This is a genomic window from Nitrosospira sp. Is2 (assembly GCF_033095785.1).
In the GTDB taxonomy this organism is placed as follows: Bacteria; Pseudomonadota; Gammaproteobacteria; order Burkholderiales; family Nitrosomonadaceae; genus Nitrosospira.
The window spans coordinates 2,543,269-2,566,061 of the sequence record NZ_CP137134.1; the positions used below are offsets into that span (position 1 = coordinate 2,543,269).

19 protein-coding genes and 4 tRNA genes are annotated in these 22,793 nt (G+C 54.1%); 15 read left to right on the plus strand and 8 right to left on the minus strand.

Annotated elements, in window-relative coordinates; translation table 11 throughout:
• Window positions 1-63: 63 nt before the first annotated feature.
• The 7 genes from R5L00_RS11100 to R5L00_RS11130 form a co-directional block, all read right to left on the minus strand.
• A complete protein-coding gene (locus R5L00_RS11100) occupies window positions 64-2,097 on the minus strand; it encodes a sodium-translocating pyrophosphatase (RefSeq protein ID WP_317651721.1) in 2,034 nt (677 codons plus the stop codon).
• Between the two features lie 120 nt (window positions 2,098-2,217).
• Entirely contained in the window at window positions 2,218-3,477 is a 1,260-nt protein-coding gene (locus tag R5L00_RS11105) for a 6-phosphofructokinase (RefSeq protein WP_107694820.1), read from the minus strand.
• A 208-nt stretch (window positions 3,478-3,685) separates the two neighbouring features.
• A complete protein-coding gene (gene adk / locus R5L00_RS11110; RefSeq protein ID WP_107694818.1) occupies window positions 3,686-4,339 on the minus strand; it encodes an adenylate kinase in 654 nt (217 codons plus the stop codon).
• 114 nt (window positions 4,340-4,453) lie between these two features.
• Window positions 4,454-7,234 carry a valine--tRNA ligase gene (locus R5L00_RS11115; protein ID WP_317651722.1) on the minus strand — a complete coding sequence of 927 codons (2,781 nt, stop codon included), beginning with the start codon at window positions 7,232-7,234 and terminating at the stop codon, window positions 4,454-4,456.
• A gap of 209 nt (window positions 7,235-7,443) precedes the next feature.
• Entirely contained in the window at window positions 7,444-7,821 is a 378-nt protein-coding gene (locus R5L00_RS11120) for a hypothetical protein (RefSeq protein ID WP_317651724.1), read from the minus strand.
• An 80-nt stretch (window positions 7,822-7,901) separates the two neighbouring features.
• Entirely contained in the window at window positions 7,902-8,321 is a 420-nt protein-coding gene (locus tag R5L00_RS11125) for a DNA polymerase III subunit chi (RefSeq protein WP_107694816.1), read from the minus strand.
• Between the two features lie 12 nt (window positions 8,322-8,333).
• Complete coding sequence (locus tag R5L00_RS11130; protein ID WP_317651726.1) at window positions 8,334-9,842, minus strand: leucyl aminopeptidase; 1,509 nt, start codon at window positions 9,840-9,842, stop codon at window positions 8,334-8,336.
• A 194-nt stretch (window positions 9,843-10,036) separates the two neighbouring features.
• On the opposite strand from R5L00_RS11130, the gene R5L00_RS11135 reads away from it, so the two are divergent.
• Together R5L00_RS11135 and xerD are read left to right on the plus strand one after the other, a co-directional pair.
• Complete coding sequence (locus R5L00_RS11135) at window positions 10,037-10,540, plus strand: methylated-DNA--[protein]-cysteine S-methyltransferase (RefSeq protein WP_317651727.1); 504 nt, start codon at window positions 10,037-10,039, stop codon at window positions 10,538-10,540.
• On the plus strand, window positions 10,527-11,438 hold the full coding sequence (xerD, locus tag R5L00_RS11140; RefSeq protein WP_107694813.1) for a site-specific tyrosine recombinase XerD: 912 nt from the start codon (window positions 10,527-10,529) through the stop codon (window positions 11,436-11,438). Before R5L00_RS11135 ends, xerD begins: the two co-directional genes overlap by 14 nt.
• A gap of 136 nt (window positions 11,439-11,574) precedes the next feature.
• On the opposite strand, the gene R5L00_RS11145 is transcribed toward xerD, so the two are convergent.
• Complete coding sequence (locus tag R5L00_RS11145; protein ID WP_317651728.1) at window positions 11,575-12,024, minus strand: YbaN family protein; 450 nt, start codon at window positions 12,022-12,024, stop codon at window positions 11,575-11,577.
• 355 nt (window positions 12,025-12,379) lie between these two features.
• Between R5L00_RS11145 and R5L00_RS11150 the strand changes: the two genes are divergently transcribed.
• The 13 genes from R5L00_RS11150 to rpoB all read left to right on the plus strand — a co-directional run bounded on the left by R5L00_RS11150 (window position 12,380) and on the right by rpoB (window position 22,697).
• Window positions 12,380-12,838, plus strand: coding sequence for an FKBP-type peptidyl-prolyl cis-trans isomerase (locus R5L00_RS11150; protein ID WP_317651730.1), 459 nt, complete (start codon window positions 12,380-12,382; stop codon window positions 12,836-12,838).
• 119 nt (window positions 12,839-12,957) lie between these two features.
• Window positions 12,958-13,042, plus strand: a tRNA-Tyr gene (locus tag R5L00_RS11155).
• 152 nt (window positions 13,043-13,194) lie between these two features.
• Window positions 13,195-13,268: transfer RNA gene (locus R5L00_RS11160), tRNA-Gly, on the plus strand.
• An 83-nt stretch (window positions 13,269-13,351) separates the two neighbouring features.
• Window positions 13,352-13,426, plus strand: a tRNA-Thr gene (locus tag R5L00_RS11165).
• A 54-nt stretch (window positions 13,427-13,480) separates the two neighbouring features.
• The gene (tuf, locus tag R5L00_RS11170; protein ID WP_107694799.1) at window positions 13,481-14,671 is read left to right on the plus strand and encodes an elongation factor Tu; all 1,191 of its coding nucleotides are present in this window, start codon (window positions 13,481-13,483) and stop codon (window positions 14,669-14,671) included.
• Between the two features lie 88 nt (window positions 14,672-14,759).
• Window positions 14,760-14,835: transfer RNA gene (locus tag R5L00_RS11175), tRNA-Trp, on the plus strand.
• A 171-nt stretch (window positions 14,836-15,006) separates the two neighbouring features.
• Entirely contained in the window at window positions 15,007-15,351 is a 345-nt protein-coding gene (secE, locus tag R5L00_RS11180) for a preprotein translocase subunit SecE (protein ID WP_107694810.1), read from the plus strand.
• Complete coding sequence (gene nusG, locus R5L00_RS11185; RefSeq protein ID WP_107694809.1) at window positions 15,351-15,884, plus strand: transcription termination/antitermination protein NusG; 534 nt, start codon at window positions 15,351-15,353, stop codon at window positions 15,882-15,884. The genes secE and nusG overlap by 1 nt, the downstream gene beginning before the upstream one ends.
• A 97-nt stretch (window positions 15,885-15,981) precedes the next feature.
• Window positions 15,982-16,413, plus strand: a complete 432-nt coding sequence (gene rplK, locus R5L00_RS11190; RefSeq protein WP_107694808.1) for a 50S ribosomal protein L11 — start codon at window positions 15,982-15,984, stop codon at window positions 16,411-16,413.
• Complete coding sequence (gene rplA, locus R5L00_RS11195) at window positions 16,414-17,106, plus strand: 50S ribosomal protein L1 (protein WP_317651733.1); 693 nt, start codon at window positions 16,414-16,416, stop codon at window positions 17,104-17,106.
• Window positions 17,107-17,489: 383 nt separating this feature from the next.
• Window positions 17,490-18,011 (plus strand): 50S ribosomal protein L10, encoded by a 522-nt coding sequence (gene rplJ, locus R5L00_RS11200; RefSeq protein ID WP_317651735.1) that lies wholly within the window; start codon window positions 17,490-17,492, stop codon window positions 18,009-18,011.
• A gap of 57 nt (window positions 18,012-18,068) precedes the next feature.
• Window positions 18,069-18,449 carry a 50S ribosomal protein L7/L12 gene (rplL, locus tag R5L00_RS11205; RefSeq protein WP_317651736.1) on the plus strand — a complete coding sequence of 127 codons (381 nt, stop codon included), beginning with the start codon at window positions 18,069-18,071 and terminating at the stop codon, window positions 18,447-18,449.
• 174 nt (window positions 18,450-18,623) lie between these two features.
• Window positions 18,624-22,697, plus strand: a complete 4,074-nt coding sequence (gene rpoB / locus R5L00_RS11210; RefSeq protein WP_107694804.1) for a DNA-directed RNA polymerase subunit beta — start codon at window positions 18,624-18,626, stop codon at window positions 22,695-22,697.
• Window positions 22,698-22,793: the final 96 nt, after the last annotated feature.

The following is a 22,793-nucleotide window of genomic DNA, read 5'->3' on the forward strand; positions in this document are numbered from 1 at the left end:
CACAAACTCATTTTCTAAAACAAAGCACGCCGGTATCCCAGCGTGCTTCGATACAGGCAGGATTTATATCAACGGTACGATTAGCAGGGCAACGATATTCATGATCTTGATAAGCGGATTGATCGCTGGGCCGGCAGTGTCCTTGTAAGGATCGCCAACGGTGTCGCCGGTTACTGCAGCTTTATGCGCCTCCGAGCCCTTGCCGCCGAAATGACCATCCTCAATATACTTTTTAGCGTTGTCCCACGCGCCGCCTCCCGCGGTCATGGAAATGGCCACGAAAATGCCGGTAATAATGGCACCGATCAGGACACCGCCCAATGCTACGGGGCCGAGAATGAGGCCAACGAGCACTGGCACGGCTACGGGCAGCAACGAGGGAACAACCATTTCCTTGATAGCCGCCTTCGTTACCATATCCACTGCTCTGGAATAGTCCGGCTTGGCGGTGCCTTCCATGATACCCGGGATCTCCCTGAACTGGCGGCGCACTTCCACAACCACCGAACCCGCGGCGCGGCCGACCGCTTCCATCGCCATGGCGCCGAATAGATAGGGCACCATGCCGCCGAGAAACAGGCCGATGATTACCATGTGATCAGATAAATCAAAGTTCACGATCTTGCCGCCGCTGGAAAGCGCGTGCGTGTAATCCGCAAACAGGACCAGCGCAGCCAAGCCGGCCGAGCCGATGGCATAACCTTTTGTCACTGCTTTGGTGGTGTTTCCGACCGCGTCCAGCGGATCGGTAATAGCGCGCACCTCAGGCGGCAAGCCCGACATTTCGGCGATACCCCCGGCGTTGTCCGTGATCGGGCCATATGCATCAAGCGCTACGATGATCCCGGCCATTGACAGCATCGAAGTCGCGGCAATAGCAATGCCGTACAAGCCCGCCAGTTCGAACGTGCACCAGATCGAGAGGCAGACAACGATCACGGGCGCAGCAGTGGATTTCATGGAAACGCCAAGTCCTGCGATTACGTTGGTGCCGTGACCGGTACTCGATGCTTCGGCGATGTGCTGTACCGGCTTATATTCGGTAGAGGTGTAGTATTCCGTAATCCATACCATGGCGGCGGTCAGCACCAGACCGACCAAACCGGCGAGGTACAGATTCATCGATGTCACCAGTTTGCCTTCAATCATTACACCGTCGCCCAGCATAATGGTAGTGATGGGATAGAAGGAAATCGCAGCCAGTCCCCCGGCAACCGCCAAGCCGCGATAAAGGGCATTCATGATCTTGCCGCCATCGCGCGCCTTTACGAAGTAGCAACCGATAATTGAGGCAATAATGGATATCCCGCCGAGTACCAGCGGATAGAGCACGGCATCAGGACCCGCATCGGTGATGAGCAAGCCGCCGAGTAACATCGTGGCAATGATGGTTACCGCGTAAGTTTCAAACAGGTCAGCAGCCATGCCGGCACAATCGCCGACGTTATCGCCCACGTTGTCCGCGATGACTGCCGGGTTCCGGGGATCATCTTCGGGAATGCCCGCTTCGACTTTCCCCACCAGGTCGGCACCGACATCCGCGCCCTTGGTGAATATGCCGCCGCCGAGCCGGGCAAATATGGAAATTAGCGAGCTGCCAAAGGCTACGCCGACCAGAGCGTGCGTCGCTTCGGATTCCGAGGCCCCCATGCCGGTAAGAACAGCAAAGTAACCGGCAACACCCAACAGGCCCAGTCCCACCACCAGCATGCCCGTGATCGCGCCGCCTTTGAAGGCCACATCCAGCGCCGCGTTAAGGCCATGTCTCGCAGCTTCCGCCGTACGAACGTTAGCGCGCACCGATACGTTCATGCCAATATAACCGGTGAGGCCCGAGAGAAATGCGCCAAGAGCGAAACCGACAGCGGTTTGCCAGCCTAAAGCCATGAAGATGGCTACCAGCAGGATGACTCCGACGATGCTGATCGTGGTGTATTGACGATTCAGATATGCTGAAGCGCCTTGCTGAATTGCAGCGGCAATCTCGCGCATGCGCTCGTTGCCCGTGGGCAAAGCCACAATCCATTTTATCGAAAGTGCTCCGTAGAGGAGCGCCGCCATTGCGCAGCCAATTGCGACGATTAGACCAGTAGCCATTTAGATCTCCAGGTAAAGCCGGATTCATCCGATAACACAGAAATAGTTTCGAATATACATTGGTGAACCCGGACGCTAAATATGCAATACGACATCGGGATGTGTGCAGTTCAAAGGAACTTAGATGGTGAAGTCGTTCAGTTTTTTTGCAACCGCCACATTTTTCAACCGTACGTAGGTCGGTAGACCATCCTTATAAGGAGGATAGTCCTCGCCCTTGATGAGGGGCGCGAGATACTCCCGACATTTATCGGTTATCCCAAATCCATCCTTGGTGATGAAATTTTTGGGCATCATTTTTTCCACGTTTGCCACTTTGGAAAGCTGCGCCATGCCGACTTTCCATTTATAGGGCTTATCGGAAAGGCGCTCTATCGTGGGCATCACGGAATTATGCCCTTTAACGGCAAACTCAACCGCGGCCTTGCCCATTGCGTAAGCCTGTTCAACGTCGGTTTTCGAAGCGATATGACGCGCTGCGCGTTGAAGATAGTCGGCAACTCCCCAATGGTATTTAAGGCCCAGGCCCTCCCTGACGATATTTGCGACAACGGGAGCGACGCCGCCCAGCTGAGCGTGACCAAATGCGTCACGCACGCCCTGATCGGAGAGAAACTTGCCGTCTTCCCCTTTTACGCCTTCCGATACCACCACCGAGCAATAGCCGAATTTCTGAACATTACTGTCCACTTTGGCGAGAAACTTCGCTTTATCAAAAGGAATCTCGGGAAAGAGGATGACAATCGGAATTTCACGGTCAGTGGTCGACGCGAGACCGCCCGCCGCCGCGATCCACCCCGCGTGGCGTCCCATCACTTCCAGAACGAATACTTTGGTGGAGGTTTTCGACATGCTGGCGACATCAAAGCTGGCTTCGAGCGTCGAGACTGCGATGTATTTTGCAACTGAGCCATATCCCGGACAGCAGTCGGTGATAGGAAGGTCGTTATCAACCGTTTTCGGCACGTGAATGGCCTGGATGGGGTAACCCAGAGTGTCGGCGAGTTGCGATACCTTTAGGCAGGTGTCCGCGGAATCGCCTCCGCCGTTGTAAAAGAAATAGCCGATGTTATGAGCCTTGAATACCTCGATCAGACGTTCGTATTCACGGCGGTTCTGTTCGAGACTTTTCAGTTTATAGCGGCACGAACCAAATGCGCCCGACGGAGTGTAGCGCAGCGCCCTGATGGCTGTAATGGAATCCTTGCCGGTATCAATCAGATCCTCCGTCAACGCGCCAATGATGCCGTTGCGGCCCGCATAAATTTTGCCGATCGTTCCCTTTTGCTGACGCGCCGTTTCAATCACACCCGCGGCTGACGCATTAATGACGGCGGTAACCCCGCCCGACTGAGCATAAAAAGCATTTTTTGCTGCCATGTGTCTCCCCTGATTTTTTTCAAATCTTATGTCACGTCATCCGCGGTGCAGTTGGCGCCGGTGATGCATTAACGACCTGGCACTACAGTTTATGGCGCCATAGTACGCCCGGCAGTTGACAATTCCTGCCCCTGCGGTATTGCTCTGTTCTCGGATTAAAGCTGCGGCGATACCGTAACGCGAAAGCCGCCAGGGATCTTGACTGAAGTTATTTCAGCGACGCGAAAATGGCGTCCCGGATTTTTTCCACCGATCCAGCTCCCGCAATTTTTACATACCTGGGAGCTCCCCTTCCACCATAAGCTGACCATTTCGCGTAGTATTCTACCAATGGTTTAGTCTGGGCGTGATAGATTTCGAGCCGTTTTTTCACGGTTTCCTCTTTATCATCATCGCGCTGTACCAGCGGTTCGCCGGTCACGTCATCCCTGTTATCGATTTTGGGCGGGTTGAACACGAGATGGTAAACGCGGCCCGAAGCCGGGTGCACGCGCCGGCCGGACAAACGTCGGATGATCTCTTCATCGGACACGTCAATTTCCACGACGAAGTTTATTGGGACTCCGGCAGCCTTCATTGCATCCGCTTGAGGAATGGTGCGGGGAAAACCGTCAAACAGGAAGCCTTTATTGCAGTCCGGTTGCGAGATGCGCGCCTTGACCAGATTGATAATGATGTCGTCGGGAACGAGCCCTCCCGCATCCATGATTTTCTTTGCCATGATTCCCAACTCGGTGCCAGCCTGGACCGCCGAGCGCAGCATGTCGCCAGTGGAAATCTGTGGAATGCCGAACCGTTCTTTGATGTAATTGGCCTGCGTGCCCTTTCCCGCACCTGGGCCCCCTAACAATATAATGATGATTGTTCCCCCTTTTTATCTAAACTCGATGGGCGCCGCGAAGGAGAGGATGTCACTCGAACTTTTGGGCGATGATTATAGCGCAGCCAGACCGAGCCTTGAACTTTTTACTCCAACTCAGGATGCGAGTTTTTGCAACTGCTCTTTTAGTTTGTCCAACGTTGCGCCAAAATTGACAAGTCGGCATTTTTCCTGCTCGACTATTTTGCCCGGGGCGCGCTTGAGGAAATCGTCATTTGAAAGTTTGGTCTCCGCTTTAGCGATCTCTGCTTCGATTCGGGCAATTTCTTTGGTGAGCCGCCCGCGCTCGGCGGCAATGTCTACTTCAATTTTCAGCATCAGCCTGAATTCCCCCACAATCGCGACCGGGGCTTCAGCATGAGGCAATCCATCTCGCATAATCTCGACACTTGAAAGCTTGGCCAGCGCCATGAGATATGGAGAAAAATCCGCGAGTGTTTTCGCGTTTCCCGCCGCAAGCAGCGGAACCTTCGATGCCGGCGATAAATTCATTTCCCCTCGCAGCGTGCGGCAGGCATTGACAATCTCCTTGAGCGAATGAATGCGGCTGGTTGTGCTTTCGCTGATTTTTGCAGGATCAGCGCGGGGGTATGGCTGCAGCATAATGCTGGCCCCTTCCGCCCCGGCGAGCGGCGCGACTTTCTGCCAAAGTTCTTCGGTAATGAAAGGGATAATGGGATGGGCGAGCCGCAGGGCTGATTCCAGCACCCGGGTCAGAGTACGGCGAGTTGCGCGCTGTACCGCGTCGTCCCCGTTGCTTAACTGTACTTTCGCGAACTCTAGGTACCAGTCGCAGTACTCATCCCAGACAAATTCATAGATTTCACGCGCGGCCATGTCAAAGCGGTAGTCGTGTAAAGCCTGTTCTACAGCACTTTCTGCGCCTTGCAGGCGGCTGATAATCCATCGGTCAGCATCGGAATAATCAAACGGCATCGAGTCGTTCAAACCAGTGTCGTTTCCCTGGCAGTTCATCAGGACATAGCGGGTAGCATTCCACAGCTTGTTGCAGAAATTCCGATATCCTTCACAGCGCTGCATATCGAATTTTATGTCGCGGCCGTGTGAGGCGAGACTGGCGAACGTAAATCGCAACGCATCGGCCCCGAAAGCGGGAATCCCAGCGGGAAAATGCTTGCGCGTCTGTCTTGCGATGGATTCCGCCTGCCTGGGATTCATCAGGCCGCTAGTCCGTTTCGAGATCAATTCAGGCAGTTCGATCCCATCGATGAGGTCCAGGGGGTCCAGTACGTTCCCCTTTGATTTGCTCATCTTCTGCCCTTCCGCGTCGCGTATGAGCCCGGTGATATAGACTTCCCGGAATGGAATTTTGCCGGTGAAATGCACTGACATCATCACCATGCGCGCCACCCAGAAAAAGATAATATCGAAACCCGTAATCAAAACCGAGGTCGGCAGGAAGGTCTTGAGTTCCGGTGTTTCGTCCGGCCAGCCCAAGGTGGAAAACGGCCACAAGGCGGACGAGAACCAGGTATCGAGAACATCTTCGTCCTGTGTGAGGTCGCGCTCGCCCGCCAGTCGCTGTGCTTCCTCAAGGCTATGGGCGACAAAGATATTATTATCTTCATCATACCAGGCGGGAACGCGGTGACCCCACCACAATTGGCGCGAAATGCACCAGTCCTGTATATTTTCGAGCCATTGATTATAGACGTGACGCCAGTTGTCCGGCGTGAATCTTATATCGCCGTCCGCTACCACCTGAAGCCCGCGCTTGGCCAAGCCCTCCATGGCGACATACCATTGATCCGTGAGCATGGGCTCGATTACTGCGTGCGTACGGTCGCCTCTGGGCACCATCAGTTTGTGCGACTTGGTGTCCACCAGGAGTCCCTGTTCATTCAGTTCCGAGATGATTTTTTTTCTGGCTTCGTAACGGTCCAGACCCTGATACTCGGTAGGACCAAACTCGTTTATCTTTCCGTCAAGTGTGAGAATACTGAGCGGGACGAGCTTGTGCCGCTGTCCTATCTGATAGTCATTGAAATCGTGTGCGGGAGTAATTTTGACGCATCCGGTACCAAACTGCGGATCGACATAGGCATCGGCAATTATCTGAATACTCCGCTCGCATATGGGAAGGCGCACGTGCCGCCCGATCAGATGGCGGTACCGCTCATCGTCGGGATGCACGGCCACGGCGACGTCGCCGAGCATGGTTTCAGGCCGCGTGGTGGCGACAATGAGTCCCTGCGGAGCCGTGCCTTCCAAATTCCGCTCTTCTTCTTTTTCGAAGGGATAAAGAACGTGCCAGAGGAATCCTTCTTCCTCTACAGAGACGACCTCCAGGTCGGAAACAGCGGTTTGCAATACCGGGTCCCAGTTCACCAGCCGTTTGCCGCGGTATATAAGGCCTTCTCGATAAAGGCGCACGAAAACTTCCGTAACCGCACGGGATAATCCTGGATCCATGGTAAAACGTTCGCGCGACCAGTCGCACGAAGCGCCCATTCGTCTCATCTGGCGGCTTATGGTAGAGCCGGATTCTTCCTTCCATTGCCATACTCGCTCCACGAATACTTCACGGCCGAGATCCCGGCGGTCGATATTTTGCTGATCCAGTTGTCTCTCGACCACGATCTGGGTAGCGATTCCGGCATGGTCCGTGCCTGGCTGCCAGAGCGTATTATCGCCTCGCATGCGATGATAACGGGTGAGTGCGTCCATTAACGTGTGCTGAAAAGCGTGTCCCATATGCAGCGTGCCCGTGACGTTTGGCGGCGGCAGCATAATGCAGTAGGCAGGTGCTGTTGCAGTTGTGCCGTCAGGTGCGGGTCTGAAAAAACCGGACGATTCCCAGTACGAATACCATCGGCTTTCGATTGCGTGCGGGTTAAAGCTTTTTTCGAGTTCCATGAACAGAAGCCGTGATGGCGGAAAATCGGCAATTATAACGGAAGGCGCAGACACAGCGGCGCCTCAAAAGAGGAAGAGCTTGTTCCGGAGTCACGCGCGGTCATGCCCTGTGGACGCCTCGCGGGGATGAGGGGCGCGCGGAAATAACCGACGTGACTATTTATTCGTTTTAAATAAAAGAATAAAGGAATGCGGGCTGAAGGTAGCGATCAAAGACCGAATAATCGTGACTCCAGCGCTTGAACCAGGGCCGCGCGAGCGCCAGCCCCAAGATCCTCTCCCGTGTCTTTGAGCGCGGAGTCTACTATTTGGGCAATGAGAGACGTGATATCGCCGGGGGCTGAGAGCATTGAAGGCGGGAGGTACACCATTTCAGTGAGGGTCGGTATGGTGTCAGCCGCGGTGAGGGGTACCTGAGTTGGACTTCCACTCGCGATCGAGGTTGGCCGAAAATCCGCAGCAGCATTTGCATCAGCGCGAGCCGAAACAGACGGCTTGCCCTGATGGCGAAGTAACAAGGTATCCAGCTTACGCAATATTTCGTCATATTCGGCTTCTGACGATGTTTTGGCACGGGCGTTTGTCATGATGGTCTCGGGATTTGGGTATAAGCGAGATGGGAAGGCGGACGGGTTTGCAAAGAAGAGCGGGTCATTTCCGATCTTTCCTATACCGCTGCTAATTTATGATGACGGATTTCGTACCCTCGGTCCTGGTAAAAGCGGTAGCGCTTGCGGGCAGCGTGCGTATCTTCTGGTGTTGTTCCGGTAATTTCGATCAAACGGTGGAAACGGCTGAAGAAAGACGGGTTATCAGAGTCCAGGTTCAGCAACACCTCATCGTGTGGAATTTTTTTGGCGTCATGACCCAGTATGACAGGCGTTACATCCGCCAGTTTATGGTCAGCCCGGCAGTGGGGAATAAAATCCATTGGAGAAAATGTCCAAAGGAGTTTGTCGATTCCCTCGAGCGTTGCCACATCCGACGCGTAAATCATCACTTTCAGATCCTTGCGGACTGCTTTCGCAACCAGACGGCAGGCGGTATGAAGCTTATCGCCGCCGGAGTAGAAGTCTATTTCCGTCATTTCCCCTTCAGGTCAGCCGGTAGATGTTTTTAACGCGCGTCCGATAATAAACTGAGTCAGCAATTGCACCGGCCGGCCGGTCGCGCCTTTTTCCTTGCCCGACTTCCAGGCGGTACCTGCTATGTCGAGATGAGCCCATCGATATTTTTTTGTAAAACGCGACAGGAAGCAAGCCGCAGTGATGGTTCCTGCCGCACGTCCACCAATGTTTGCCATATCCGCAAAATTGCTCTTCAACTGTTCCTGATATTCATCCCATAATGGCAGCCGCCAGGCAGGATCCCCCGCTCGTCCGGCCGCACCCAGCAATTCTTCAGCCAGATCATCGTCGTTGCTGAGCAAGCCTGATGCGACGTGCCCGAGCGCGATGACACATGCGCCAGTCAGGGTGGCGATATCAACGATTGTCTCGGGCTGGTAGCGCTCGGCATAAGTCAACGCATCACAAAGGATTAGGCGGCCCTCAGCATCCGTGTTGAGAATTTCAATGGTCTGTCCCGACATGCTGGTAACCACGTCGCCCGGCTTGGTAGCATTTCCGCCCGGCATATTCTCAGTGGTGGGAATGATGCCGACCAGGTTTACCGGAAGCCCTAACTTCGCGACTGCCGTTAACGTGCCCAGCACACTGGCTGCGCCGCACATGTCGTACTTCATTTCATCCATTTCTGCCGCGGGCTTTAACGAAATACCCCCAGTATCGAACGTGATGCCCTTGCCCACCAGCACAATGGGCTTTTCTTTCTCTGTGCGCCCCCAGTATTCCAAAGCGATCAGCTTGGCGGGCTGCCGACTGCCGCGCGCGACTGCCAGCAGCGCGCCCATACCGAGTTTTTCCATGTCCTTCTGCTCCAGGACGGTGGCCTTGAGCTTAAGCGCCTTGGCAAGATCTACCGACTGTTCGGCCAGGTAGCTCGGGGTGCAGAAGTTGGGTGCGAGGTTGCCCAAATCCTTGGCGAGTTTCATACCCTCGGCGATGGCAAGACCCTGTTGCAGTGCTTCCTCGCACGTAGCTAACCCGGGCCTTTCCATGTTGCCCACGCCAAGCGTAACTTTGCGCAGACGAGGTTTTTTCTCCTCAGTCTTGCTTTTAAGCTGATCGAAGCGGTAGATACTTTCCATCGCCAGGATGGCCGTTTGGCTGATTTTCCATGCGATGTCACGGCTAGTAACCGGCGAGTCAGTCAAGAACAGTGTTGCGTCGGCAGCTCCCGTCCCCTTGAGAACCTTGAAGGCTGACCGTATGGCTTCGCGGTACGCCTTGTCGCCGAGTTCCTTTTCCTTGCCGAGTCCTACAAGCAATATTCGCTCGCACTGTGTGTTGGGCACGTTGTGAAGGATCAACGTCGTGCCCGTCTTTCCCTCCATGTCGCCACCGCGCAATATGCTGCTGATATACCCGTCGGCAAGTTTGTCCATCGCTTTTGCAGCATCTGTCAACTTGCGCGGCTCAAATACGCCCAGGACCAGGCAGGCGCCGCGCTGTTTCTCGGGATTTCCGCTTTTTATACTGAATTTCACTGCTCGCTCCTTTGTGCGGGGGACTTGTCGGCGGATTGCGGAGGCCGGATAATGCGGGGATTATCGCCGGACTCCACGCATAAAGTCAAAGCGCCCCGCGCTATGCTTTACCATTTAATAGAATCCAGTGATGATCGGGATTGGATACGTGCCGGATGTCTGCAAGTCCTGCCGGCTAACGTTCAAAATACCCCATGGGCAAACCAAAGGTTGGTCGAAAACTGGAAGCAGTAGTTGAATATCAGGCGAAACTTGCCACGCCCTTTGCTGTTCTTGGTATATGCATTGAGGAAGACTGGCTGACCGATATCGAGTATTTGCCCCTCGATACCCCCACGCTTGCGCCCCAAACTTCCCTTGCAAGAGAAGTGAGCGATCAGTTGCAAGCGTATCTGGCTGAACCGGATTTCATATTTGATTTGTCGCTGCATATTGGCGGCACTATTCATCAGAAACGCGTATGGCGCGCGATTCAGGACATCCCCAGCGGTAAAACGCGCAGTTATGCCGACATCGCCACTCAGCTGCATTCGGCGCCGCGTGCCGTGGGGCAGGCATGCGGGGCGAACCGGCTTCCGATAGTCATTCCTTGCCATCGCGTTATTGCTAAAAGCGGAGGACTCGGCGGTTTTATGAATGCAAGCGATGGAATCCCGCTTGGTATAAAGCGCTGGTTGCTCCACCATGAGCGTGGCTGAGCTCAACTCAGGTTTGCTGGACACTTTTTCTGACGCTTTGTGGCTGGAGGATGGTCTGTCTCGTAACACCCTGGACAGCTATCGCAGCGATCTCGAGCAATTCGGCGCTTGGCTAGCCAAGCGCCGGCACCACGACAACGCCCTTATAACAGCAACCCATTCAGATCTGCTCGCCTTTATTGCCTATAAGTTTTCCGCCAGGGTCAAGGCTAGCACGACTTGCCGCGAACTTTCGAGTTTGAAGCGGTTTTACCGTTTTTTGTTGCGCGAGGGAAAAATACAGTTAGATCCAAGCCTTAACATTGACCCCCCGAAACTTCCCCGCAGCCTGCCTGCAAGCCTTACCGAAGCGGACGTCGAGGCGCTGCTTAACGCCCCCGATGTAAACGTTCCGTTGGGGTTACGCGACCGCACCATGCTCGAAGTTCTTTATGCAAGTGGTTTAAGGGTGTCCGAGCTGATCAGTTTGGACAGCGCGCAAATCAGTCTGAATATGGGAATCGTCAAAGTGATGGGAAAAGGCGGCAAGGAGCGCCTGGTGCCTTTGGGCGAGGAGGCATTGGAGTGGGTTTCGCGCTACACAAAGGAAGTGCGCTTGCGACTACTGGGCGGCAGCCCGAGCAACGTGCTGTTCGTCACCTCCCGTGGCTCAGCCATGACGCGCCAGGCGTTCTGGTATCTGATCAAGCGCTACGCGCGCCACGCAGGTATAACCAAACCATTGTCGCCACATACTTTACGCCATGCCTTCGCAACCCATCTGCTCAACCATGGCGCAGATTTGCGGGTCGTGCAATTGTTGCTCGGGCACGCCGATATTTCTACTACCCAAATTTATACTCATGTGGCGCGCGAACGACTGAAACGGATTCATGCTGTGCATCATCCGAGAGGGTGATGGGTAGCCTTCGCGGCACTTAAGCCTGTCATAGCAAACGACCGTCCCGAAAATATGTCAAGAAACCGTCGCGTGGAATCTTCGTGGCAGAGCCACAGGATGCTGCAGTTCCTCGGTAAATCAGCTGAACATCCGCTTAGGTGCCCGTCTCCTTTTCCCTTACAGGGATGCGCCAGATAAATGCGGCGAGAATGAGGCCCAGTACGGCCAGCATTACCTTTTGCCATGCCAATGGCATCATAAGGATCGAACTGCTAAATGACAGCGCGAGCAGGAAATATACCCAGCGCTTCACCTTGGGCCGAATGCTGCGGTATTGAGTCCATTCGCGAATAATAGGACCCGCGATACGGTGGGCAAGAAGCTTCTCGTGAAAGTGTCTTGAACTGCGCGCAAAGCAAGCTGCCGCCAGCAGCACGAAAGGTGTGGTCGGCAGAATAGGCAGCAGCACGCCGGCCACAGCCAGTATCAGGGCGGCGAACCCGGTTGCCAGATACACCCACCGGACGACCCGGGAATCGTGCAGCTGTACCGAAGGCGTCGGTGGTTGCTCCTCACCTACTTTTTCGTTCAGGTGTTTCTGCATCGGCCTAATTCCAGTTCTACACAAACTAATGCGAACGAGTTCCCGGGGTCAGTCCGCTTGCGGTGGAGTACGCAGAGAACCCGAATCCGAATTTTGGCAGCAATTACCGCAATGGGAAACTAAGTCATGGGTTCTATGCGTATAATACGGAAAGCCGCTGGGGTTACAAAATCCCGGTGATATGTAGACTCTGCATGTGCATGCAGCGAGTGCGCTTAAACTAAGATCAAGATCTGCCGCGCGAAGTTTGCACGGCCCCAAGCAGTGTTCATATACCTGCCCTACCCACCGCAGCCACTGCAGGCGAGAAACGGATATTTAGAATTGAATAATTAATTTAATTTTGAGGTAAGCGATGTCTCACGTAAAATCACTGTTTAGTGCTTTGATATTGGGCGTTATTCTATTACCCCAGGTTGCATTTTCCCAAACCGGGCAGGGACCATCCGGCGTGAATGAACTAATAAAGAAAGATACGAAAGTGGGGACCGGCGAGGAAGCAACTGTCGGTAAGGCAGTGGAGGTACATTACACCGGCTGGCTTTATGATCCCGGCGCATCTGATAAAAAGGGAGCAAAATTCGACAGTTCCCGCGATCGCGGCGCCCCCTTCTCATTTCTTTTGGGGGCCGGGCGCGTGATTAAAGGGTGGGACCGTGGTGTTGCCGGCATGAAAGTCGGTGGCCAGCGTACCTTAATCATTCCGCCCGATATGGCCTATGGCGCCAACGGCGCAGGTAAGGTCATTCCACCCAATGCCACATTGATTTTCGACGTGGAACTCCTGGGCTTGCGTCAGGGATCGACGCACTGAAGCAGCCCCCCGGACTTCGGCAATAGCGCCGACTCTGATCGCGCCATCGGATAATTCTGAAAGCCCGAAATGCACGTTGACTTATCATCCTAAAGCATTCACAATTAGCAGTTTCGTTTGGAGGGGTTCCCGAGCGGTCAAAGGGATCAGACTGTAAATCTGACGGCTCTGCCTTCGAAGGTTCGAATCCTTCCCCCTCCACCAAATCAGACGGCTATGTAAACATTTCGGCAGCAGGTTCGATAGCCTGTTGTGACCGTGAATGGGTTTGGGGTGTAATAAGTGTAGCGCCGGAGCGCTTGATGGCTTTTCTGTGATGAGTTGATGGATTGCTTCGATCCAAATCGCCAGATGATGCGGGTGTAGCTCAATGGTAGAGCAGAAGCCTTCCAAGCTTACGACGAGGGTTCGATTCCCTTCACCCGCTCCAGTTCGCAGTTGAAGAAAAACTGGAGTTGAAGTTTTGGCAAGGTCAAAGTTATTGCAACGTGTTGTTTAGGCAGAATGGTGCTTGCCCATGTAGCTCAGTGGCAGAGCACTCCCTTGGTAAGGGAGAGGTCGCCAGTTCAATCCTGGCCATGGGCTCCATAGGCGTCGATTAAAAACCTGGATATAAAAAGTGCTTTAAAAAGGGGACCCATCATGGCAAAGAGCAAATTTGAGCGGACGAAGCCGCACGTGAACGTTGGGACGATTGGTCATGTGGATCATGGGAAGACCACATTGACGGCGGCGATCACGATGGTATTGGCGAAGAAGTTTGGAGGCGAGGCGAAGAGTTACGCGCAGATTGACTCGGCGCCGGAGGAGAAGGCACGGGGGATCACGATCAACACGGCACACGTTGAGTATGAGACCACGGCCCGGCATTACGCGCACGTTGATTGTCCGGGTCACGCGGACTACGTGAAGAACATGATCACCGGGGCAGCGCAGATGGACGGGGCGATCCTGGTGGTTTCTGCTGCGGATGGGCCGATGCCGCAGACGCGGGAGCACATACTGCTTGCGCGCCAGGTTGGAGTTCCCTACATCGTGGTGTACATGAACAAAGCGGACATGGTGGACGATGCCGAGCTTCTGGAACTGGTGGAGATGGAAGTTCGCGAACTGCTGTCCAAATACAATTTTCCCGGGGATGACACACCGATCGTGATTGGGTCTGCGCTGAAGGCGCTGGAAGGCGATCAGAGCGACATAGGCGAGCCGTCGATATTCAAGTTGGCGGATGCGCTGGACAGCTACATACCTGAGCCGGTACGTGCGGTGGATGGTGCCTTTCTGATGCCGGTGGAAGACGTATTCTCGATATCCGGGCGTGGCACGGTTGTGACGGGGCGGATTGAGCGCGGCGTAATCAAGGTGGGGGAAGAAATCGAGATCGTAGGCCTGAGGCCCACGATCAAGACCGTATGCACCGGAGTTGAAATGTTTAGGAAGCTGCTCGACCAGGGGCAGGCGGGTGACAACGTTGGCGTATTGCTGCGTGGCACCAAGCGCGAGGAAGTCGAGCGCGGCCAGGTTCTGGCCAAGCCGGGCAGCATCACGCCACACACGAAGTTTAGCGCCGAGATATACGTACTGAGCAAAGAAGAAGGTGGGCGTCATACCCCGTTTTTCCAGGGCTACCGGCCGCAATTCTACTTTCGCACCACTGATGTGACGGGTGCGATTGAACTGCCTGCGGGGACCGAGATGGTCATGCCTGGCGACAACGTATCGGTGACGGTGAACCTGATTGCCCCGATTGCGATGGAAGAAGGCCTGCGTTTTGCCATTCGCGAGGGCGGCAGAACAGTTGGCGCAGGCGTGGTGGCAAAGGTTATTGAATAAAGGCGGATGTCCCCGGAATTGAGTAATTGTTTATTCTTAATATTCGGTGAATCTCCTGATTTTCTATCTATTGTCTTAAAGGAAATACAGGCCAGTAGCTCAATTGGCAGAGCGTCGGTCTCCAAAACCGAAGGTTGGGGGTTCGATGCCCTCCTGGCCTGCCAAGATAGGAAATGTCAAACGAAACACCTGTTATTATCCAACGGAAGCTAGGCTTCATCAATCTAACTACCAACACGTTGCGTTGAATCACGGGCTGAGGGTTGTGCTTGCATAATCGGCTCCTGCACCGCTTCATTTACTGAAAAGCATTAAAGGCAGAGTGGGATAAAGTAGTGGATAAGATCAAGTTGGGATTTGCGCTACTGCTGTTGATTGCGGGTATTGCAGGTTTTTATTACCTCCGGGATGGCGCGATGGTCATTCGCGTCATCTCTGTACTCTCGGGCGTTGTTCTGGCGGGCGTAGTGGTGTGGTTTACCGCTCCCGGCAAGCAGTTTTATGCATTCTCCAGAGAATCAGCTGAAGAAACACGAAAAGTGGTATGGCCGAGCCGCAAGGAGACGCTACAGACCACTGGGATCGTGTTTGCATTTGTTCTAGTGATGGCCATATTTTTATGGATGGTGGATGCGGGGCTCTTGCTCGCGGTGAGATATCTGATGGGACAGGAGGGGTGATGGAGAAGAAATGGTTTGTGGTTCACGCCTACTCCGGGTTTGAAAAGAGCGTGCAGCGCGCATTGAAGGATCGGATTAATCGCGCCGGGATGCAGGACAAATTTGGGCAGATATTGGTCCCGGTAGAAGAAGTCATTGAAATGAAAGGTGGCCAGAAAAATCTCAGCGAGCGCAAATTTTTTCCTGGCTATGTATTGGTCGAGATGGAGATGACTGATGAAACGTGGCATCTGGTAAAAAACACTGCCAAGGTCACCGGCTTTATTGGTGGCTCGGCCACGAAACCGACGCCGATCAGCGAGAAGGAAGTGCAGAACATTCTCCATCAGATACAGGAGGGGGTGGAGAAGCCCAAGCCTAAGGTACTTTTTGAGGCGGGCGAGGCCGTGCGGGTCAAGGAAGGCCCGTTTACGGATTTTCACGGCAATGTGGAAGATGTCAATTATGACAAAAGCAAAATTCGGGTGTCGGTTTCCATCTTTGGGCGTCCCACCCCTGTGGAGCTGGATTTCAGTCAAGTCGAAAAAGCTTGAAGGATAGAGGCGGCACGCGCTAGGTATAGCGGGTCCCGCATGTTGTCAACTGGGGAGAGCGCCATGGCGTTCGCATGTACCCGAGAGGAGAGTTATCGTGGCAAAAAAAATAGTTGGTTATATCAAGCTGCAGGTGCCCGCGGGCAAGGCGAATCCCAGTCCGCCCATCGGCCCGGCGCTGGGACAGCGCGGGCTCAACATCATGGAGTTCTGCAAGGCGTTCAATGCCGCCACCCAGAAAATGGAGGTTGGGTTGCCCGTGCCGGTCGTCATTACCGCTTACGCCGACAAGAGCTTCACTTTCACCATGAAGACAACGCCGGCGACGGTGTTGATAAAGAAAGCCGCGGGTGTAGGCAAGGGCAGTCCCAGACCGCATACGGACAAAGTAGGTAAATTGACCCGGAAACAGGCGGAAGAAATTGCCCAGATAAAAATGCCCGATTTGACCGCGGCCGATATGGATGCCGCAGTTCGGACTGTTGCGGGCAGCGCCCGGAGCATGGGCGTGGAAGTGGAGGGGGTGTAAATGGCGCATATTTCAAAGCGTTTTAAGGCGATTGCGGGTAAGGCAGACCGCAGCAAATTCTATCCGCTTCCCGACGCCCTACAGATCATCAAGGAAACAGCCACCGCAAAATTCGACGAGTCGGTTGACGTGGCTGTCAATCTCGGAATTGATGCAAAAAAATCTGACCAGGCGGTGCGCGGTTCTGTCGTTCTGCCCGCTGGCACCGGGAAGTCGGTGCGGGTCGCGGTATTTGCGCAGGGGGACAAGGCCAAAGAGGCTCTTTCGGCCGGCGCGGATATCGTTGGATTCGAGGATCTCGCTGAACAGATCAAGGCGGGCAATATAGATTTTGATGTGGCTATCGCCAGTCCGGATGCCATGCGGATTGTTGGCCAGTTGGGCCAAATACTCGGTCCGCGCGGCCTGATGCCTAACCCCAAGGTTGGCACGGTGACGCCGGATGTTGCGGGCGCGGTAAGGAATGCAAAAGCGGGCCAGGTGCAATATCGGGCCGATAAGGGCGGTATTGTTCAGTGCACGATCGGCCGTGCATCGTTTAGCGTGGATGCACTGACGCAAAATTTGCGGGCATTGATAGATGCGCTTAATAAGTCGAAGCCGGTCACTTCTAAAGGAATTTATCTTAGGAAGATCTCAGTCTCCAGCACGATGGGAATTGGGGTTCGAGTTGATCAGACAAGCGTGCGGTAAAACTTTAATGGATTTGTAAGACTTTGGGCCGCTGGAAAGACACGCAATGTCGATCCGGCGGGTTATCAAAGACCGCTGGGGTTCTCGGTAATGCCGGACAGTAAAAGATGGTTGCACGGTGGTGTTTGCTGAACGGGTAGCGCCGAAGAACTTAATTGCAAAACGAATGTGGAGGGAAAGGATTGGGTGAAGTAGTCATGTCGCCCTTGCTTTTATTTTCCTTCGTCTTACCCAGCGCAGATGGCGTGCCCAAAACAGGAATGATTTAACTCCTGATTTAAGGTCGCCGGTTCGCGGTACTTCGGCTCGTTGTGGTGGCGTGGAGTTTCATTCTTCGCTACCCGCCGCGCCGGTACCGTATTTTAACTGATGGAGAATGCACCTTGAGTCTAAATTTGGAAGAGAAAAAAACGGTAGTTGCCGAAGTCAGCGCCGAGTTGGCGACGGCTCAGGCCATTATCATCGCGGAGTACCGCGGGCTTGAGGTCGGACATATGACGCAATTGCGGGCGAAGGCGCGTCAATCGGGGATATATTTCCGAGTACTCAAAAATACGCTTGCGCGGCGCGCGATCACGGATACGCCGTTCACGGGTCTCTCCGATCATATGGTCGGGCCGCTGGCTTACGGGATTGGAAAGGATCCGGTTGCCGCGGCGAAAGTGCTTTACGAATTTTCGAGGAGCAATGACAAATTCGTGATCAAAGCGGGGGCGATGCCTAATCTGGTAATGTCGAGCAAGGAGATTGCAAGTCTTGCCGCGCTTCCGAGCCGCGACGAGCTGCTTTCGAGGTTGTTGGGTACGATGCAGGGGCCGATTGCAAGTTTTGTGCGCACGCTCAATGAAGTGCCGACCCGTTTTGTCCGTGGTCTCGCTGCCGTTCACGATCAGAAAGCCGCCTAATCGAATTCAAGAAGCTATTTGAATCCATAAATACAAGTTAATTATCAGGAGAAAATCATGGCTTTAGCCAAAGCAGAAATTCTAGACGCGATTGCCAACATGACTGTGTTGGAGCTTTCGCAATTGATCAAGGAAATGGAAGAAAAATTCGGTGTTTCCGCTGCTGCTGCCGCCGTTGCGGCACCTGCGCCCGCAGCTGGCGCCGCTGCTGCCCCGGCCGAGGAGCAGACGGAATTTACCGTTATGCTGACCACTGTAGGCGATAGCAAGGTGAACGTCATCAAGGTTGTGCGGGCGATTACCGGGCTGGGCCTGAAAGAGGCTAAAGATTTGGTGGACGGGGCTCCGAAAGCGGTGAAGGAAGGGATTCCGAAAGCCGACGCCGAAGCGATCCAGAAGCAGCTTGCGGAAGCCGGTGCGACCGCCGAGATCAAATAACAGCAATGCAGCAAGACCGGCTGACGGCGTGCAAGACGCCGTCAGTTTCCGGCTTTTTTAACGTCGGATTCCCGCACTTTTTTTGTGCGGCAGAACACTCAGCACGGTAGCTAAAATCAGGTACTCTGCTCCTATTTTCTGTCCATCTGTCCTCTGACCTTCCGGAGAGATTCCATGAGCTATTCGTTTACCGAGAAAAAACGTATTCGTAAAAGTTTCGCAAAGCGCGCCAGCGTGCTGCCGATTCCATTTCTTCTCGCTACTCAGATTGAATCTTACGCTGCCTTCCTTCAGGCTCAAGTTGAGCCTGATCGACGTGCCAACGAGGGTTTGCAAGCGGCGTTTACGTCGATTTTTCCAATCGAGAGCCATTCCAAAAACGCTCGCCTCGACTTTGTTAATTATGTGCTGGGTTCCCCCCCCTTCGATGTGAAGGAATGCCAGCAGCGCGGGCTGACTTATGCCTCTCCGTTGCGCGCAAAGGTGCGGCTGACCATCATGGACAAAGAAGCATCCAAACCGACGATAAGAGAGGTGAAGGAGCAGGAAGTGTACATGGGAGAGATTCCCCTGATGACCAACACCGGCTCGTTCGTCATTAACGGCACCGAACGTGTGATCGTGTCCCAGTTGCATCGCTCGCCCGGGGTGTTTTTCGAGCATGATCGAGGCAAAACACATTCCTCCGGAAAGCTGCTTTTTTCCGCTCGTATCATTCCTTATCGTGGTTCCTGGCTCGACTTCGAGTTCGACCCGAAGGATTACCTTTATTTTCGCGTTGACCGCCGCAGGAAGATGCCAATCACGGTATTGCTAAAAGCAATCGGGTACACGCCGGAACAGATTCTAAAGCAATTCTTTTCGTTTGATACGTTTCACCTGACCAACAGCGGCATCTTGTTCGAACTGATACCGGAACGTTTGCGCGGTGACATCGCCCGCTTCGATATTGTCAATAAAAGTGGCAAGGTTATTGTTCAGAAAGATAAACGGATCACCGTCAAGCATGTTCGGGAAATGCAACAGGCGGGAATAGATAAACTCGAGGTGCCGGAAGACTTTCTGTTGGGACGGGTATTGGGCCACAACGTCGTTGATAAGGAAACCGGAGAAGTGCTGGCGCTGGCGAACGATGAGATTACAGAAGTGGTGCTCGCCAAATTGCGCGAAGCCAATATCGAACAGATCCAGACGATATATACCAACGATCTTGATCAGGGCGCATATATATCCCAAACGCTGCGAATAGACGAAACAGCCGACCAGATGGCCGCGCAAATTGCGATCTATCGCATGATGCGGCCCGGCGAACCCCCAACCGAAGAGGCAGTCAAAGCATTGTTCAACGGGTTGTTCTACGCGCCCGAACGCTATGATCTTTCAGTAGTAGGACGAATGAAATTCAATCGCCGCGTGGGTAAGAGCGAATTGGGCGGCGAAACGACTCTTTCGAACGACGATATCATCGCGGTAATAAGGATTCTCGTCGAGTTGCGCAATGGCCGTGGCGAGATTGACGATATTGATCACCTGGGCAACCGCCGCGTTCGTTCGGTTGGTGAATTGGCGGAAAACCAGTTTCGTTCGGGCCTGGTACGGGTTGAGAGAGCTGTGAAGGAACGGCTCAGCCAGGCTGAGTCCGAGAATCTGATGCCCCATGACTTGATCAATGCGAAACCGGTATCGGCTGCGGTGCGGGAATTTTTTGGTTCGAGCCAATTGTCCCAATTCATGGATCAAACCAACCCACTGTCGGAGATTACGCACAAGCGCCGCGTATCTGCGCTCGGCCCCGGCGGGTTGACCCGTGAACGCGCAGGGTTCGAGGTGCGTGATGTGCATCCGACGCACTATGGTCGGGTCTGTCCGATCGAAACGCCGGAAGGCCCCAATATCGGCTTGATCAATTCGTTGGCCCTGTACGCTCGTACCAATGAATACGGTTTTATGGAAACGCCGTACAGTAAGGTAAAAAACGGCCAGGTAACCGATGAAATTGATTATCTGTCGGCTATCGAGGAAGGGCAGTATGTCATTGCCCAGGCGAATGCGGCGCTGGATGGCAGCGGCAAGTTTACTAACGAGATCGTGTCGTGTCGGCATAAAAACGAGTTTACGCTCGCGACCCCCGATCGCATCGAGTATATGGATGTGGCTCCCGCACAAATTGTGTCGGTAGCTGCGTCGCTGATTCCCTTCCTGGAGCACGATGACGCCAATCGCGCACTGATGGGTTCTAACATGCAACGTCAGGCGGTGCCATGTCTTCGCGCGGAGAAGCCTTTGGTTGGTACAGGCATCGAACGCGTTGTGGCCGTTGACTCGGGTACCGCTGTGCAGGCTGTTCGAGGCGGTGTCGTCGATTACGTGGATTCAAGCCGCATCGTTGTCCGCGTGCACGATGCGGAAACGCGTGCCGGTGAAGTGGGTGTGGATATTTACAATCTGACGAAATATACGCGTTCCAACCAGAACACCAATATCAATCAGCGTCCTCTGCTAGAGGTGGGCGATGTTATCGCGCGTGGAGATGTAGTGGCGGATGGGGCATCCACTGACAAGGGCGAGCTGGCGCTGGGGCAAAACATGCTTGTGGCATTCATGCCCTGGAACGGATACAACTTCGAAGATTCAATCCTTATTTCCGAGCGTATTGTTGCGGAAGACCGTTTCACCTCTATCCACATTGAAGAGCTATCGGTAGTAAGTCGCGATACTAAACTGGGAACAGAAGAAATAACCGGCGATATCTCCAATCTGTCGGAAGTGCAGCTGGCGCGGCTTGATGCCTCCGGCATCGTTCACATTGGCGCCGAGGTGGAAGCGGGGGATGTGCTGGTCGGAAAAGTCACCCCTAAAGGGGAGACTCAGTTAACGCCTGAAGAAAAGCTTTTGCGGGCCATTTTCGGCGAGAAGGCCTCCGACGTGAAGGATACCTCGCTACGCGTACCGTCCGGTATCTCGGGAACTGTGATTGACGTGCAGGTCTTTACGCGAGAAGGTATCGAGCGCGACAAGCGCGCCCAGCAGATCATTGACGATGAGCTGAAGCGCTACAAAAAAGACCTGACTGATCAAATGCGGATCGTAGAGTCCGATGCGTTTGAGCGTATCGAGCGCTTGCTCAAGGGTAAAGTGGCGACGGGCGGACCCAAGAAGCTTGCCAAAGGCGTCGAAATCACGAAGGAATACCTGGATAGTATTGATCCGCACCACTGGTTCGATATCCGCCTTTCCGACGAGGAAACGAGCGTGCAACTCGAGCAAATCGAGGAAGGTTTGTCGCAGAAGCGCAAGGCATTCGACGACGCTTACGAGGAAAAGAAAAAGAAACTGACCCAGGGCGATGAGCTGCCCCCCGGGGTTCAGAAAATGGTCAAGGTTTATGTGGCGGTGAAACGGCGCCTTCAGCCCGGAGATAAAATGGCGGGGCGGCATGGCAATAAGGGGGTGATCTCCAAGATTGTGCCTGTGGAGGACATGCCTTATATGGCAGATGGGACGCCGGTTGACGTCGTGTTGAATCCCTTGGGCGTGCCTTCGCGCATGAACGTGGGCCAGATTCTGGAAACCCATCTAGGGTGGGCTGCAAAGGGGTTGGGAAAAAAGATTGGCGAACTGCTTCGTGCCGGCCAGCAGTTAGTGGAAATTCGGCAGTTGCTGGAAAATATTTACAACACCAGTGGTAAACACGAGGATATTGCTTCGCTCAGCGATAAGGAAGTTCTCGATCTAGCCGCAAATCTAAAGGACGGCGTGCCTTTCGCAACTCCCGTGTTCGATGGAGCCACCGAGCACGAGATCAAGGATATGCTGGAGCTTGCAGGTCTTCCTCGTTCCGGCCAGGTGACGCTTTATGACGGACGAACTGGCGAGGCGTTCGACCGTGCTGTGACAGTCGGCTACATGCATGTGCTGAAGTTGCATCATCTCGTGGACGATAAGATGCACGCCCGGTCAACCGGTCCCTATAGCCTGGTAACCCAGCAGCCTCTCGGAGGCAAGGCGCAGTTCGGCGGCCAGCGCTTCGGCGAAATGGAAGTTTGGGCCCTCGAGGCTTACGGCGCAGCCTATACGTTGCAGGAAATGTTGACAGTCAAGTCCGATGACGTGAACGGGCGCACGAAAGTGTACGAAAGCATTGTCAAGGGTGATCACAAGATCGATGCCGGCATGCCGGAATCATTCAATGTGCTGGTGAAGGAAATCCGCTCGCTGGCGATGGATATTGACCTGGACCGGCATTAGGCGTGGCAACCTTTTGCAGGCGTGCGGAGAATGGGAATCTATTTGTTTCCGTGGTTTTTGCCGGAAAACTTTTTGTATCGACCCCTGATCAACAGG